Below are 16,083 nucleotides of genomic sequence, written 5' to 3' on the forward strand. Positions count from 1 at the left end.
AATCCGGGATTCGGAGCAGCATCTCCAGAGAGAGCCGCCCGAGTGTGGCCGGCTTTCGTCGCACAAGGTTTCAGCTCATGGACAGATTGCGGATCGTCGGCGGACAAAGACTGGAAGGCGCGGTCACCATATCCGGCGCCAAGAACGCTGCCTTGCCGCAGATAGCGGCCGCCCTGCTCAGCCCCTACCCGCTGGAACTGACCAATCTGCCTGATGTGACCGATGTCGAAAACATGCTCGGCGTGGTGCGGCTGCACGGTGCCGAGGTGACGCGGTCGGCGCATGCCGCAACGATCGACACCAGTGCCGCCGTCTCCAAGGAGACGTCCTACGATACGGTCAGAAAGATGCGGGCGACGGTGCTCGTGCTGGCGCCGCTGCTGGCGCGTTTCGGCCATGCCAGGGTTTCGCTGCCGGGCGGCTGCGCGATCGGCGCGCGGCCGGTCGACATGCATGTCGCGGCGCTCGCGGCACTGGGCGCCAGGATCGCCATCGAGAACGGTTCGATCGTCGCCGCTGCCCCGAACGGGCTGACCGGCACGCGCATCGTCTTGAGCTCGCCGTCGGTCGGGGCAACGGAAACCGCAATGATGGCGGCGACCACGGCCAAGGGCGAAACCGAGATCCTCAACGCGGCGCGCGAACCCGAAGTGGCGGATCTCGCCGCTTGCCTCAACGCCATGGGTGCCAGCATCGAGGGCGCCGGCACGCACCGCATCCTGATCGCCGGCGGCACCAGCTGGCATGCCGCCAGGCACGACATCATCCCGGACCGAATCGAGGCCGGCACCTATGCCATCGCCGCGGCGATCACCGGCGGCCAGCTCGAGCTGACGCATGCCCGGCTCGAGCACATGGCCTCGGCGGTGCAACTGCTGGAGGCCACCGGCGTCAGCGTCTGGCCCGGCGACCGCGGGCTCATCGTCTCACGCGACCGGCCGCTTAAAGCCGCCGACCTGACGACGGAACCCTATCCCGGTTTTCCGACCGATCTGCAGGCGCAGTTCATGGCGCTGATGTGCTGCGCCGAGGGTGCATCGCTGCTGCGCGAAACCATCTTCGAGAACCGCTTCATGCATGTGCCCGAACTGATGCGGCTCGGCGCCAATATCAAGCTGCAGGGCACCACGGCGCTGGTGCGTGGCGGCAAGAAACTGCACGGCGCACCAGTGATGGCCACCGACCTGCGCGCATCGGTGTCACTGGTGCTGGCGGCGCTGGTCGCCGAGGGCGAGACGACCATCAATCGGGTCTATCACCTCGACCGCGGCTATGAACAGCTGGACCGCAAGCTGCGTCTGTGCGGCGCCGACATAGAGCGGCTGAGCGCATGAACGGCGCGGAACACTATTTTCTGGGCGTCGACGGGGGCGGCACCGGCTGCCGCGCCCGCATCGAGGATGGCCAGGGAAACGTGCTGGGACAAGGTCTGTCCGGCCCGGCGACAACACGGCTCGGCATCGATGCGGCCTGGGCGTCGGTCGCAAAAGCGTTTGGCACGGCGATCGAGGAAGCAGGCTTCGGGGCTGCGGAGATAGCCCGGATCCACACTGGCATTGGCCTTGCCGGCATCGGCCGCAAGGGTGCGCTGGACGCATTGCAGGCGATCGTGCATCCGTTCGCCAGCATCGATTTCGTCAGCGATGGCGTCGGCGCCTGCCTGGGCGCGCATTCCGGCCAGGACGGCGCCATTGTCATCGCCGGAACGGGCTCCATCGGCCTTGGCTTTGTCGACGGCCGCGACCTGCGTGTCGGCGGCTACGGCTTTCCAATCTCCGACGAGGGCAGCGGCGCTCACCTTGGCCTGAAAGCCGTGCAACTGGCGTTGCGCGCCCATGATGGCCGGCATGAGCGGACAGCCCTTCTGGCGGAGATGATGCAGCGCTTCGAGGGTGACCCGATGGAAGCGGTCGCCTGGATGGACCGCGCCAGTGCCACCGACTATGCCGCACTGGCGCCGATGGTGTTGCGCCATGCCGATCAAGGCGATCCGGCCGGACGGCGCATCGTGCAAAGTGCTGCCGAGCAAGTCGATACGCTGGTGCGGGTGCTGTTCGGAAAAGGCGCGCCCCGAGTGACCTTGCTGGGCGGCCTCGCCAGTCCGCTTGAACCCTGGCTCTCCCCCGATGTCCGGCGCCGCCTGAAGCCGGCTGACGGCGATGCCGTGTCGGGCGCGATCATTCTTGCCAAAAGGTCCCTCGACGGTCGGTAGCGCTTGCCCCATAAGGAATAAAATATTCCAAATTTGTGTTGACGGTATGAATATCAAATTCTAAAAAGTTAACGAAAGAAAACAGGGTAGCGACGACGGACCCTTGGTTCGTGTGTGCTGGTGTCGGTCGGCGTGCCTTGCTGTTCCGGCTGTGCGGTATGGTTTTGAAAGCACTGAATGACTGAACAAGGGTTGATGTCCGAGCTGGACCGGCTGATTTCCGAGGGCCGGAACCCGAGGACGATGGACATCGACGTGCTCCCGACCGTCGACGTCCTGCGCAAGATCAACGATGAGGACAGGGCCGTCCCGGTGGCTGTCGAAAAGGTCGTGCCTGACATCGCGGCCGCGGTGGATCGGATCGTGCTTGCCTTCCAGAAAGGCGCCCGGCTGATCTATATGGGCGCCGGCACCAGCGGGCGGCTCGGCGTTCTCGATGCTTCGGAGTGCCCGCCGACTTTCGGCGTGCCTGAAGGCATGGTCGTCGGCCTGATCGCCGGTGGCCCGGACGCCCTGGTGCGGTCGACGGAAGGCGCCGAGGACGATCCTGAAATGGGCGCCAGGGCGTTGCAGGAGATCGGGCTCACATCGGACGACGTCGTGGTCGGCATCGCTGTCAGTGGCCGTACGCCCTATGTCATCGGCGGATTGAATTATGCCCGGCAGGTGGGCGCAACAGCGGTTGCCCTGTCCTGCAATCCGGCGTCGACCATTGCCGGCATCGCCGACATTGCCATCTCGCCGGTCGTCGGCCCGGAAGTGCTTACCGGCTCGACCCGGCTGAAATCGGGAACCGCGCAGAAGCTGGTGCTCAACATGCTGACCACCGCCTCGATGATCCGCATCGGCAAGAGCTACCAGAACCTGATGGTCGATCTTAACCCGTCCAACAAGAAACTCGTTGCCAGGGCGATCCGGATCGTCATGCAGACGACGGGCTGCTCGGCGCAGCAGGCAAAACAGGTGCTCGGCCAGACCGGCAATGATGTGAAGCTGGCGATCCTGGTGACGATCACCGGCATGGGTGTCGAGGAGGCGCGCGCGGCGCTCGGCAACGCCGGAGGGTTCTTGCGAAAGGCAATTAGCGAGAGGACGGCATGAAGCCGCATGAGCAAGACGGCTAAAGCCGCTTTAGACAAGACGGCGCGAGGCCGCATAGACTGGGCCGATACTCCAAAGCGCGTGTGTCTTGGAAGCGGTCGGCAGAAACTGCAAGGCATCAAGTCAAATCAAAATGGGAGACGACAATGATAGGGCATCTTACAAGAACACTGCTGTCGGGTATCACGCTGGCGGCGATGCTCGGCATCGCGACGGTTTCGACGCAAGCAGCAACGCTGCACATGGCCTGGTCGCAGGACGCCACCGGGCTTGACCCGCACAAGCAGACGGCCTTTTCATCGCTGCGGCTGCTGGAGCTGATCTATGAGCCGCTGGTGCGGGTCGACGCCAGCCTGCAGATCATCCCGGCCGTCGCCACATCCTGGGAGTTCTCCAAGGACGGCAAGGCGCTGACCTTCAAGCTTGATCCCAAGGCGAAATTCCAGGACGGCACGGCTGTGACCTCGGCCGACGTCAAGGCATCGTTCGAGCGTATCCTCGACGAGAAGACCGGTGCGGCTGCCCGCGCCAACTTCCTGTCGATCGCCAGCATCGACACGCCGGATCCGGCCACCGTCGTGTTTCATCTGTCGCAGCCGGATGCGCCCATCCTGACGGCGATGAGCGACGTCAACGCGGCCATCGTTCCGGCAAGCGAAATCAAGGCCGGCTCGATCGGCACCAAGGCGGTCGGCTCAGGCCCGTTCAAGCTCGACAAGTGGGACCCCAATGCCAAGGAGGTTTTGAGCGCCAACAAGGACTGGGCCGGGGGTGCTACCGGCGTCGACGGCATCGAGATCAGCGTGCTGCCGGACGAAGCGGCGATCTTGGCCGCCATTCGCACCAAGCAGATCGACTTCGCGCTGCTCAATGATCCGCTTGTCGCCACACTGGTGCCGAAGGAGGCCAGCCTGCAGCTGAACCGCGTGCCGGTGCTGGCCTATCATGTGCTGCAGCTCAATCCGTCGCGCAAGCCGATGACCGAACTGAAGGTGCGCCAGGCCATCTCTTGCGCCATCGACCGGCAGGAGGTGCTGGACACCGCTTCGCTCGGCGAGGGCAAGGTCACCGGACCGCTGACCATCCCGGCGCTGGCGACCGACCCAAGCCAATTGTTCTGCTACAAACGCGATCTCGACAAGGCCAAGAAGCTCATGGCTGAAGCCGGCTTTGCCGATGGCTTTTCGGCGACCGTGATCGGCGCCACCGGCGAGCCGCCGACGGCGGCGGCGGAAGCCCAGGTCATCCAGTCGCAACTCGCCGAAATCGGCGTCAAGCTCGACATCAAGATGATGGAGCTCAACGTCTATGTCGACGCCTGGCTGAAGGGCGATTTCGACATGGCGATCGCGCTCAACGGCGGCCGCGCCGACCCCTACACAATGTACAACCGCTACTGGACCAAGGCGCGCAATCTGCAGAAGGTGGCGAACTACATCGACGACACGCTCGACAGCCAGATGCAGCAGGGCCGCGCCGAGACCGATCCGGCGAAGCGCAAGGTGATCTTCGCCGAGTTCGAGAAGCACCTCGCCGAAATGTCGCCGTGGATCTGGCTCTACACCTCCTACAGCTACACGGCCCAGCAGAAGAACATAGCCGGGTTCGTGCCGACGCCGACGGGCACGCTGTTCAGCCTGAGCAAGGTTACCATCCAGCAGTAGCCGCCGCAGGTATTGGACGAGAGGACTTCTTCGCGTGAACTATCTGATGCGACGACTGGCGACGTTTCCTCTCGTCCTGCTTGGCGTGTCCATCCTGGTCTTCGTGGCGATCCGGATGGTGCCGGGCGATTCGATCACGGCGATGCTGGGCACCGAAGCTGGCCTGCTGACGCCGGCGCAACGCGACTCGCTCGCCGCCTATTTCGGCATCGACCAGCCCTGGTTCATCCAGTACTGGCGCTGGATTGGTGGCATCCTTCACGGCAATCTCGGCATCTCGGTCACCTATGGCCGGCCGGTGCTCGATGTCATCCTCGAGCGCTTTCCACTCACGCTCGAGCTGGCCGTGCTGTCGATGATCATCGCGTTGGTGGTCGGCATGCCTGCCGGGATATTCGCCGCCACGCACAATGAGAAACTGTCCGATCTGGGCGTGCGCATCGTCGCCATGATCGGCCAGTCGACGCCGAGCTTCGTGCTCGGATTGCTGATCATCTACATGCTGTCGGCCGGCTTCGGCGTGCTGCCGGCGATGGGCGAATTCGCGCCGCTCTGGCAAGATCCATTGCGCAATCTCAGCCAGATGATCCTGCCCGCCATCACCCTCGGCTTCGCCTTCGCCGCATCCGTCACCCGCATATCGCGCTCGGCTATGCTCGATGTGTTGAGCGACGACTATGTCCGCACCGCCCGCAGCAAAGGCGCCTCGGCGCGCAGCGTCATCTGGCGGCACGCCCTGCCCAATGCGCTGATCCCGGTCGTCACCTTGAGCGGCATCGAGTTCGGCTATCTGCTGGGTGGCGCCGTCATCGTCGAGCAGATCTACGCCCTGCCGGGACTTGGCCGTATGGTGCTGGATGCGATCCAGCAACGCGACTACGCGCTGGTGCAAGGCAGCGTGCTGTTCATCGCCTTCAACTTCATGATCGTCAATCTCCTGGTCGACCTCGCCTATGTCGCGCTCGATCCGCGCATCCGGCTGGGAGAGTCCTGATGCGCATCCTGCGCGCCATCTTCAGCCACGGCAGCGGCCGCATCGGCGGCGTCATCGTCGGCGTCTATCTGTTGATTGCCATCCTCGGCATGCTGGGGCTGACGCCGCACAATCCCATCACGCAATACCGGGTCGACCGGCTGCACGCGCCCAACGGCGCCTACTGGATGGGCACCGATTTGTTCGGCCGCGACGTGGCCAGCCGGCTCATGGCGGGCATCGGCCAGTCGTTCACGGTTGCCTTCTTCTCGGTGGCCTTCGCGACCCTTGCCGGCACGGTTCTGGGACTGGCCGCCGCCTGGCTCGGGCGCCGCTGGGACGGTGTCGTGATGCGGATCATGGATGTGCTGCTGGCCTTCCCGGCGATCCTCCTGGCGCTGCTCATCGTCACCGTTGCAGGGCCGGGCACATGGACCAGCATCGTTGCCATCGGCATCGTCTACACGCCGATCTTCACCCGCGTTGTGCGCGGCCCTGCTCTGTCGCTCAAGGCACGTGAATTCGTCGATGCTGCGCGCACCTTCGGCAGCAGCTCATCCTACATCGTGACGCGGCATCTGCTGCTCAATCTGGTGGCGCCATTGACGGTGCAGGTGACGCTTGCCCTGGCCTGGTCGCTTCTGACCGAAGCGGGTCTGAGCTTCCTCGGGCTCGGCACGCAGCCACCCGCCGCCTCGCTCGGCCTGATGCTGAGCGACAGCCGAAATCTGATGGAAACGGCGCCCTGGTTGATGATCTTCCCCGGTCTGGCGATCATGATCAGCATCCTCGGCTTCAATCTGCTGGGTGACGCCCTGCGCGATATCCTCGACCCGAAGATGCGAAGGGCGCCGGCATGATCCCGCTTCTCTCCGTCTCGGACCTGCGCGTCGGCTTCGGCCGCAATCCGCAAGCCAATGAAGTGGTGCGCGGCGTCAGCTTCGACCTAGCCGACGGCGAAACACTTGCCATTGTCGGCGAGAGCGGCTCGGGCAAATCCGTCACGGCGCTATCGATCAACCGTCTCATCGATTTCGGCGGCGGCCGCATCACCGGCGGCGCCATGAAGCTGAAACGCGCCGACGGCAGCCTCTTCGACCTTATGACCGCGACTGAACCGCAACTGACCGGCATTCGCGGCGCCGAGATCGGCATGATCTTCCAGGAGCCGATGACCTCGCTCAATCCGGTGCTGACCATCGGCTCGCAGATCGAGGAATCGTTTCGCCTGCACCGTGGCCTCATCGGAAGACAAGCCACGGCAGCGGCCAAGGATGCGCTCGACCGCGTGCGCATTCCCGATGCCGCGCGGCGGCTGAAATACACGCCCAACCAGCTTTCTGGCGGCATGCTGCAAAGGGTGATGATCGCCATTGCGCTGGCCTGCAATCCGCGCCTGCTGATCGCCGACGAGCCGACGACGGCGCTCGACGTGACGGTGCAGGCGCAGATCATGGCGCTGCTGGCCGAGTTGAAGCGGGAAACCGGCATGTCGATGATCTTCATCACGCATGACATCGGCCTGGTCGCCGGCATCGCCGACAAGGTGATGGTGATGCAAAACGGTCAGGCCGTGGAGCAAGGCGAGCTCAACCAGATCCTCGACAGTCCGCAGCACCCCTATACGCAGCATCTGCTGCATGCGGTGCCGCATTTCACCAACGGCGGCACGACGCGCTCGGACGGACGGCGCGACAAGGGCGCAGGCACAGAACCGGCCTTGAAGGTCGATGGTCTGGTGGTGCGATTCCCCCTCAAGAGCAGTTTCTTCAGCCGCGCCACGGGAGCGGTGCATGCCGTCGACGGCGTCGATTTCGACCTGATGCCGGGCGAGACGCTGGCCATCGTCGGCGAGAGTGGATCGGGCAAGTCCACCACCGCGCGCGCCGTGCTCGGGCTGGTGCGGTCGACACGCGGCAGCTTCACGGTCGGCGCTCGAAATGCTTCCGTGCAGCAGAGCGCCCTGCCCGTGCAGATGGTGTTCCAGAACCCTTATGCCTCGCTCAACCCTAGGCTCAGCATCGAGAGCATCCTGGCCGAACCGGTGATCGCCACAGGCGGCCGGTTGGATGCCGGAACGCGGGTCAGGATGGCGAGCCTGCTGGAACGCGTCGGCCTGCCGAAAAACAGTCTGGAGCGCTATCCCCATGAATTCTCCGGCGGCCAGCGACAAAGGCTGTGCATTGCCCGCGCGCTGATGCTGAACCCGTCTGTCGTGGTTCTGGATGAAGCAGTTTCGGCGCTGGATGTCTCTGTGCAGGCCAAGGTGCTGGAACTGCTGGTCGACCTGCAGCGTGAATTCGGGTTGGCCTATCTGTTCATCTCGCACGATATGGCGGTCGTCGAGCGGATCGCTCATCGCATCGCCGTCATCTATGCCGGCCAGATCGTCGAGATCGGCGATGCGACCTCGGTGCTGTCGAAGCCGAAGCATTCCTATACGAAGAAGCTGATCGCCGCCGTTCCGACCGTCGACCGACGGCACGAGCATTTCGAGCTCGACACGCGCCAGGTGCCCTCGCTGGTGCGCCCGCGCGGGTTCGAGCCGGCTCCGGCCAGGTGGGAGCGGTTCGGCAGCGATCATATGGCGAGGGCGGAAGCGTGACTGCGATCCCCTCTGATGACCTCGCCCAACTCTTCGATCGCGCCTTCCAGCCGCTCGCAGCGTCGGTTTCCGCCAAACGCATTCCCGGCGGCGTGCTCGGCGCTGTCAACCGTAACGGCGACCGCATCATCCGATCGATCGGCTCGGCGCAACTCGTGCCGAAGCCCCGCTCCATGCAGGACAACACCTGGTTCGATCTGGCGTCCCTGACCAAAATCATCTTCACAACACCGCGCATCCTGGCGCTGGCGGAAGACGGCGTCATCGATCTCGATGCGCCGCTGGTCTCTGTCCTGCCGGACCTGCGCCAGTATGATGCAGAGGCCTGGGAGCGGAAAGTGACGTTCCGGCAGTGCCTTGGCCACCAGACGCCGTTTCCAGCCGTCGAGCCGATCTACACCTACGGACGCGATCCCGAACTGCTGCGCGCCTTCATCCTGCAGCGCGAATGGCGGGCCCGCGATCCCGTTTATTCCGACATCAACTTCATCCTGCTCGGCTTCGCGCTGGAGCTGCTGTCGAGCAAGATCATCCGCGACATGGATCCCGGCCCCGGCTTTGCCTGGTCAACGGAGCCCGATGTCGCCGCGGCGACGGAAGACTGCACCTGGCGTCATCGCGTGCTGTCCGGCGAGGTCCACGACGACAATTGCTCGGCGCTGCAGGGCGCTGGGCATGCCGGCCTGTTCGGAACAGCCGCTTCCGTCCTCGATTTCGCGCAAGGGCTGCTGGATGGCACTGGCGCATCCGAGCGTTCAATTGCGCTGATGCGCACGCCCTTGTCCGCCACCCGCACCCATGGCTGGGAGCGCCCCTATGAGGGCTGGCCCGGCGGGGCCTTGTGCAGCCCGGGAACCATCGGCCACACCGGCTTTACCGGCACGGGATTGTGGATCGACTTCGACAGAGGCAGGGCCTGGACCTTGCTCACCAACCGGATCCATCCGACACGTCATTTCGACAGCGGAATCGTTCAGCTTCGGCAAACGGTCGGTGATCTCATGAATGGAGCGCAATAATGGAACCAATCTGGGCCGTCGGCCTGATGACCGGCACCGTGCTTGACGGCAACATCGACGTCGCGCTGATCAAGACCGATGGCGAGCGGATCGAGGATTTCGGCACCTATCGGCTGATGCCCTATCCCCCATCGATCCGCACCCTGCTGGAAGAGACGCTGACGGCGGCGAGAGCCTGGAATTTCGTCGGGCCGGAGCCGGCGATTTTTCGCAAGGCGGAGGAAGCCCTGACGCGTGCCCAGTCGGCGGCGGTCAAGGAATTGGTCGAAGGCTATGGGATGACGATGGCCGATATCGGCGTCGTCGGTTTTCACGGCCAGACCGTGCTGCATCGCGCGCCGCAGGTCGGACGTATCGGCCAGACCCGGCAATTGGGTGACGGCGAGCTGATGCACAGCATACTGGGCACCAAGGTCGCCTATGATTTCCGTTCGGCCGACATGCGCGCCGGCGGGCAAGGCGCGCCGCTGGCCGCTGCCTATCACACCGCGCTGATGCGCAACGCCGGCGCCAGTGGTGAGGTCGCCGTGCTCAATCTCGGCGGCGTCGCCAACATCACCTGGTGGGACGGCGCCGACAACGTCATTGCCTTTGACACCGGCCCCGCCAACGCGCCGCTGAACGATTTCATCAAGTCGAAGGGGCTCGGCGACATGGATCGCGACGGCGCGCTTGGCCGTGCGGGAACGGTCGACGAGGCCCGGCTCGCCAAGCTATTGCAGCACCCCTATCTGAGCAAGCCCTATCCCAAATCGCTGGACCGTTTCGACTTCGGCGCCGCGATGGCGGACGGCCTGAATGCCGAGGATGGTGCGGCGCTGCTCACCGCCTTCACCGCCGGCGCCGTCGGCAAGGCGCTCGACCTTTTGCCAAGCCGCCCAAAAAAACTGGTGGTCAGCGGCGGCGGCCGCCACAACCCGACGATGATGGCAATGCTGGCCAGCCGCGCCGGCGTCGAGGTGGTGCAGGCCGAAAGCCTCGGCTGGAGCGGCGACGCGGTGGAGGCGGAATGCTTCGCCTTCCTCGCGGTGCGCGTGCTGCGCGGCCTGCCGATCAGTTTTCCGAGCACCACCGGCGCACCGCAGCCGATGCGCGGCGGAAAACTTGCGGGCTGATCAGGAAATCAATTTCTTCCTCAGAAAGATGCGGCTGCGACCGACAGGGAAATCGGCAAGCGTTCCAAAGGGCTCGTAACCCTGACGCTGATAGACCTTGGCGGCATTCGGATTGAAAGTGTCGATCCAGGCGTTCTGGCAGCCACGCGCCATCGCTTCCTGCTCAGCCGCGTCCAGCATCCTGCCGGCCATGTGCTGGCCGCGCAGCCTTTCATCGACCCACAGCCATTGCACGTAGAGCCAGCCCCAGGCCGTGTAGCCGGAGATGCCGGCGACGACCGCGCCACCCTCGTCGCGCACGAACACGGCAAGCGCCTTTCTTTCGGACGCGCCGACATCGCCGTCATTGAACGCCGTCAGACGTTCCCCGAGAAAGGCGAGTTCCTCCGGCAAGGGATTTGCCGTGGTTTCAAGGGTCGTGTTCATGGCTTCTTCCGAGATGCGCAGCTGGATACGAACCAGCGTTACGAAGCGCAGCGGCCTTGCGCAATGTCTATACCTGTCCACGAACAGGGTGCGTGTCCTGATCGCCGCCATTGCGAAATTCGGACGCGGCAATGCCGTAGCGTTTGAGCTTGTCGTAGAAGGTCTTGCGCGGCACGCCAAGCGCGTCGATGGCGCCGCGTACATCGCCGCCATTGTCGCGCAGCGCATCGCGGATCAGTTGCGCCTCATAGTGGCCGACCCGCTCGGGCAGTGTTGCCTCTGGCTCCGGCACGTCTGCGGACACCACCCTCACCTCATCCTCCGGTCCGAGACCGAGCGCGACGCGGTCGGCAAAATGCGCGAGTTCACGCACATTGCCCGGCCAGGCGTGCGAGTGGAGATGGTCGCCGACCGCCGCGTTCACCTTGGCGACAGGCCGGCCGAACCGTTCCGAGGCCTTGCCGAGGAAATGCCCGAACAGCATCGGAATGTCGCCGCGCCGTTCGCGCAAGGGCGGGATGCGCAGCGTCACCACGTTGAGGCGAAAATACAGATCCTCGCGAAAATCGCCGCGCTGGTCTGGCCGGCCGAGATCGACCTTGGTCGCCGCGACGACCCTGAGGTCGACACGGCGGGTCTCGTTCGAACCAAGCGGGGTGACGCTGCGCGTTTCAAGCACCCGCAGCAGCTTGACCTGGAGGGCCGACGGCATGGATTCGATCTCGTCGAGAAACAGCGTGCCGCCGCTGGAATGCTCGATGCTGCCTATCCGCCGCCGCTGCGCGCCGGTGAACGCGCCCGCCTCGTGGCCGAACAGTTCGCTTTCTATGACGGTCTCCGGCAGGGCGCCGCAATTCAGCGCTACGAAGGGTTTGGCGCGCCGCCGCCCCCATCTGTGCAGGAGGTCCGCCACCACTTCCTTGCCGGTTCCCGTCTCACCCTCGACCAGCACGTCGACATCCATGTCGGCGATCTGCCGCAAGGTTTCGCGCAGCCTTCTAATGGCGGGCGCCTCGCCGATCAGCGGCAGGCCGTCGGCGGCCAGTGCCGCGGCTTCGCGCAGTCGCCGGTTCTCCATCACCAGACGCCGTTTCTCCGATGCCCGTTTCAGCGCCTCGACAAGGCGATCCGCGGCATAGGGTTTTGGGATAAAATCGTAGACGCCGTCCTTTAGCGCGGCCACCGCAAGATCCACGTCACCATGGCCGGTGATCAAGATCACGGGTATATCCGCGTCGATCGCCTTGATGCGATCGAACAGCTGCAAGCCATTCATGCCCGGCATGCGGATGTCGCTGACGACAACGCCCTCGAAAGTCCCATCGACGACGGCAAGCGCTGCCTCGGCGGCGCTGAATGCGATCACGGTGAAGCCGGCAAGCTCGAGCGATTGCGTGGTGGCATGAAGCAGATCCGCATCGTCGTCGACGAGCGCAACCAGCCCTGATCCCTGCGTCATTCTATTCGCCTCAAATCGATGGTGAAGGAGGCGCCTCCGGTGCTGCCGGGGGCGCTGGCGCCGCCGGGATCAAGCCGCAGCGTGCCGCCCAGTTCCTGGGCGATCTCCTGCGAGATCACCAGCCCGAGGCCCAACCCCTTCTCCTTGGTGGTCTGGAACGGCATGAACAGATTGCCGGCCGCCTCCGGACCGAGGCCCGGACCATTGTCGCGCACCGAAATCAGCACCCTGTCGTCGCGCTCGGCAAGTTCGATCTCGATGCGGGGATCGGGCTGGTCCTTCATCGCATCCAGTGCATTCTGCAACAAATTGACCAGGATCTGCTCCAGCCGGATGCGGCTCGCCATGACCGTCGGCGAGGCATTGCCGTGCGGTTTGACGATGGTCACGCCGGAATCGCGGATGCGCCCAGACAGCAGCGACAGCGCACCGTCGATCGCCTCGCGCACCGGCAGCGGCGAGGCGGCGACGCCGGGCCGGCGGGCGAAGGTGCGCAAGGTGCTGGTGATCGCGCCGATGCGTTCGGTCATCGAGACGATCGACGTCAGATTGCCGCTGGCCGGTCCGGTCTTGCCGCTGTCGAGAAAGCGGCCGGCATTCTCGGCATAGGTGCGGATCGCGGCGACCGGCTGGTTGATCTCATGCGCCACGCCGGCGGCGATCTGGCCGAGGATGGAAAGCCGGTTGGCCTGAGCGAGATCGTCACGCAGCCGGCGAACCTTGGCCTCGGCGTTCTCGCGCTCGGCGATTTCGCCGGCAAGTGCGGTGTTGGAACGCGTCAGCTCGGCCGTTCGCATGCTGACCCGGCTTTCCAGTTCGACGTTCATGCGCGCCAGCGCTTCCTGCCGCAGCCGGCGGGCGCGCCGGCGCCGAGTGAGCACGTAGGCAAGCAGGCCCATCAGCAGCAGCCCCAGCAGCGTCGTCAGGCGCGCTGTGTTGGCCGCGGAGGAGAGAGCAGCGTCGGCGGGCGTCAGCAGCCAGAGACGCCAGCCGGGAGCCGCTCCGGGCAGATCCTGCACCACTTCGACGAACTGGCGTGATTTTCCGGCACTGTCGATCGTCGCCAGGCCGTCACCGGCGCCGCGCCGCAGCGGCAGGGGTTCGAAGCTGGCATCGGCCAGCTGAAGCTGCTCGTGGGCCGCGGCGGTGTCAGCGGGCGAGAGCGGCGCCAGGGCATGAAATCGCCAGTCAGGCTGGCTGGTGGCCAGAATCACGCCACGTTCATCGGTGACGAAAACGAGAAAGCCGCTGGAGCGCCAATTGGCTTCGACGCGGTCGAGTTCGACCTTCAACACCGCAACGCCAAGCGGCTTGCCGCCATCGTCGACCCGGCTGGCCAGGTAAAGGCCCGGTTTGCCGCTGATCGTGCCGAGGCCATATTGGCTGGCGGCACCGTCGGCCATGGCTTCCCTGAAATAGTGCCGAAAATTGTAGTCGATGCCGACAAAACTGGTCGGCTCGCCGGCATTGCTGGCTGATATCGCGATGCCGGCTGTGTCGATGACATAGATGGCGGACGCCGAGGCATCGCCGGCAATTGCCTTGAGCTTGTCGTTGAGGGCCTTCTCTTCCATCTTTCCGGCTCGGCGCAGAGCGCCGCGCACCGCATCGTCGCGCGCCAGCACCAATGGAACCAGGCGCTGCTTTTCGATTTCGCCGGTCAGGGTTCCCGCCGCCAGCGGCAGAGCGGCCAGCGCACCGTCACGCAAATTGTCGGCCGCCTGGCCGGAGGCAATGCGCCCGGCAATGGCGATTGCACCGGCCAGGACGGCAAGGGCGACGACCACGACAAGCCAGCGGCCATCGCGCAGCCGGGCCACCGCCTCGCGCAGCAACTCACGCCCGGCAAACCCTTGGGATTCGCTATCGGTGCCTGCTTGCGGCGTCTGCCCTCTCCCTTTTGTTCGCGGCTTTTCGGCCAGTGTAATGCGAAAATCCGCCCAGGCAAACGCTGCCTGTGCGGAAATCCGCACAGGCATTGCCCGCGCGGCGTCCGACAAAGGCGGAAATCCGTGGATTCCGGCCTTTCCCCGATCTGGCACGACGCTTGCAAAAGTCCTGGCTAGCGGCGCGCGACCGGAGCGCCGCGATGGGAGAAGTCACGCAGGGCGGTGCATTCCGCCCTATCCGGCCAGGGAGAGTTCGATGCACATCGCAGACCAATCAGGCGCGCTTGCCGCGCAGCGCAAACCTTTCTATGCCCAACTCTACGTGCAGGTGCTCGTCGCGATCACCGTCGGCATCCTGCTCGGCCATTTCTATCCGTCCGTCGGCGAAAGCATGAAGCCGCTTGGCGACGCCTTCATCAAGCTGGTCAAGATGATCATCGCCCCGGTCATCTTCCTCACCGTGACGACGGGCATTGCCGGCATGAGCGACCTGCAGAAGGTCGGGCGCGTCGCCGGCAAGGCGATGCTCTATTTCCTCACCTTCTCGACGCTGGCGCTGATCATCGGCCTCGTCGTCGCCAATGTCGTGCAGCCGGGCGCCGGCTTCAACATCGACCCGGCGACACTAGACGTGTCGACCGTCAACACCTACGCCGCCAAGGCGCACGACCAGTCGGTCACCGGCTTCCTGATGAACATCATCCCCTCGACCATCGTCGGCGCCTTCGCCGACGGCGACATCCTGCAGGTGCTGTTCTTCTCGGTACTGTTCGGCATTGCGCTGGCGCTGGTCGGCGACAAGGGCACGCCCGTCCTCAATTTCCTGCAAGCGCTGACGACGCCGATCTTCAAGCTGGTGAGCGTGCTGATGAAGGCCGCCCCCATCGGCGCCTTCGGCGCCATGGCCTTCACCATCGGCAAATACGGCATCGGCGCGGTCATCAACCTCGCCATGCTGGTCGGCACCTTCTACGTGACGTCGTTTCTGTTCGTCTTCGTCGTGCTGGGTGCCGTCTGCCGCTACAACGGCTTCTCGATCCTGGCGCTGATCCGCTACATCAAGGAAGAGCTGCTGCTGGTGCTGGGCACATCCTCGTCGGAAGCCGCCCTGCCCTCGCTGATGGAGAAGATGGAAAAGGCCGGCGCCAAGCGCTCGGTGGTCGGGCTGGTCATCCCGACCGGCTATTCCTTCAACCTTGACGGCACCAACATCTACATGACGCTGGCGGCGCTGTTCATCGCGCAGGCAACCAACATCCACCTGTCGATCGGCGACCAGATCCTGCTGCTGCTGGTTGCCATGCTCTCGTCCAAGGGCGCCGCCGGCATTACCGGGGCAGGCTTCATCACCCTTGCCGCCACGCTGTCGGTGGTCCCTGCGGTGCCGGTCGCCGGCATGGCGCTGATCCTCGGCGTCGACCGCTTCATGTCGGAGTGCCGGGCGCTGACCAACTTCGTCGGCAATGCCGTCGCCACGCTGGTGGTGGCGCGCTGGGAAGGCGAACTCGACGAGGCCAAGCTGGCCAGGGCCCTGGCGGGCACTGCTGACGACAGCCTGCCGGCGGACGTCGTTCCCGCCGAGTAATCCACTGCTCAATACCAATGCTGACGGCCGGAGGC

At 64.8% G+C, this 16,083-nt stretch carries 13 protein-coding genes; 10 read left to right on the top strand and 3 right to left on the bottom strand.

Going from position 1 to position 16,083, the window contains the following annotated elements:
* Window positions 1–77 precede the first annotated feature (77 nt).
* From murA to ASD99_RS13660, 9 genes are all read left to right on the top strand, one after another.
* Window positions 78–1,334 carry a UDP-N-acetylglucosamine 1-carboxyvinyltransferase gene (gene murA, locus ASD99_RS13620; protein ID WP_057143950.1) on the top strand — a complete coding sequence of 419 codons (1,257 nt, stop codon included), beginning with the start codon at window positions 78–80 and terminating at the stop codon, window positions 1,332–1,334.
* Entirely contained in the window at window positions 1,331–2,212 is an 882-nt protein-coding gene (locus tag ASD99_RS13625; RefSeq protein WP_057143951.1) for an N-acetylglucosamine kinase, read from the top strand. Before murA ends, ASD99_RS13625 begins: the two co-directional genes overlap by 4 nt.
* A 177-nt stretch (window positions 2,213–2,389) precedes the next feature.
* Complete coding sequence (gene murQ / locus ASD99_RS13630; RefSeq protein ID WP_057143952.1) at window positions 2,390–3,313, top strand: N-acetylmuramic acid 6-phosphate etherase; 924 nt, start codon at window positions 2,390–2,392, stop codon at window positions 3,311–3,313.
* A gap of 146 nt (window positions 3,314–3,459) precedes the next feature.
* Complete coding sequence (locus tag ASD99_RS13635; RefSeq protein ID WP_057143953.1) at window positions 3,460–4,977, top strand: ABC transporter substrate-binding protein; 1,518 nt, start codon at window positions 3,460–3,462, stop codon at window positions 4,975–4,977.
* A 34-nt stretch (window positions 4,978–5,011) separates the two neighbouring features.
* Window positions 5,012–5,971 carry an ABC transporter permease gene (locus ASD99_RS13640; protein ID WP_057143954.1) on the top strand — a complete coding sequence of 320 codons (960 nt, stop codon included), beginning with the start codon at window positions 5,012–5,014 and terminating at the stop codon, window positions 5,969–5,971.
* Window positions 5,971–6,810: an ABC transporter permease gene (locus tag ASD99_RS13645; protein WP_056581469.1), complete on the top strand. Its 840-nt coding sequence runs from the start codon at window positions 5,971–5,973 to the stop codon at window positions 6,808–6,810. Before ASD99_RS13640 ends, ASD99_RS13645 begins: the two co-directional genes overlap by 1 nt.
* A complete protein-coding gene (locus ASD99_RS13650) occupies window positions 6,807–8,555 on the top strand; it encodes an ABC transporter ATP-binding protein (RefSeq protein WP_057143955.1) in 1,749 nt (582 codons plus the stop codon). Before ASD99_RS13645 ends, ASD99_RS13650 begins: the two co-directional genes overlap by 4 nt.
* A 5-nt stretch (window positions 8,556–8,560) precedes the next feature.
* Complete coding sequence (locus ASD99_RS13655; protein ID WP_413813935.1) at window positions 8,561–9,574, top strand: serine hydrolase domain-containing protein; 1,014 nt, start codon at window positions 8,561–8,563, stop codon at window positions 9,572–9,574.
* Window positions 9,574–10,689 (top strand): anhydro-N-acetylmuramic acid kinase, encoded by a 1,116-nt coding sequence (locus ASD99_RS13660; protein WP_056581477.1) that lies wholly within the window; start codon window positions 9,574–9,576, stop codon window positions 10,687–10,689. The genes ASD99_RS13655 and ASD99_RS13660 overlap by 1 nt, the downstream gene beginning before the upstream one ends.
* Here the strand turns inward: ASD99_RS13660 and ASD99_RS13665 are convergent, their stop codons facing one another.
* The 3 genes from ASD99_RS13665 to ASD99_RS13675 all read right to left on the bottom strand — a co-directional run bounded on the left by ASD99_RS13665 (window position 10,690) and on the right by ASD99_RS13675 (window position 14,547).
* Window positions 10,690–11,115, bottom strand: a complete 426-nt coding sequence (locus ASD99_RS13665; RefSeq protein WP_056581478.1) for a GNAT family N-acetyltransferase — start codon at window positions 11,113–11,115, stop codon at window positions 10,690–10,692. It abuts the gene before it with no gap.
* Window positions 11,116–11,182: 67 nt separating this feature from the next.
* Window positions 11,183–12,574 carry a sigma-54-dependent transcriptional regulator gene (locus tag ASD99_RS13670; RefSeq protein ID WP_056581480.1) on the bottom strand — a complete coding sequence of 464 codons (1,392 nt, stop codon included), beginning with the start codon at window positions 12,572–12,574 and terminating at the stop codon, window positions 11,183–11,185.
* Window positions 12,571–14,547 (bottom strand): sensor histidine kinase, encoded by a 1,977-nt coding sequence (locus tag ASD99_RS13675; RefSeq protein WP_057144111.1) that lies wholly within the window; start codon window positions 14,545–14,547, stop codon window positions 12,571–12,573. The genes ASD99_RS13670 and ASD99_RS13675 overlap by 4 nt, the downstream gene beginning before the upstream one ends.
* Before the next feature lie 172 nt (window positions 14,548–14,719).
* Between ASD99_RS13675 and ASD99_RS13680 the strand changes: the two genes are divergently transcribed.
* A complete protein-coding gene (locus ASD99_RS13680) occupies window positions 14,720–16,048 on the top strand; it encodes a dicarboxylate/amino acid:cation symporter (protein ID WP_057143957.1) in 1,329 nt (442 codons plus the stop codon).
* The last annotated feature ends 35 nt before the right edge of the window (window positions 16,049–16,083 follow it).

The sequence above is a fragment of the Mesorhizobium sp. Root695 genome (assembly GCF_001428185.1).
GTDB lineage: Bacteria > Pseudomonadota > Alphaproteobacteria > Rhizobiales > Rhizobiaceae > Mesorhizobium.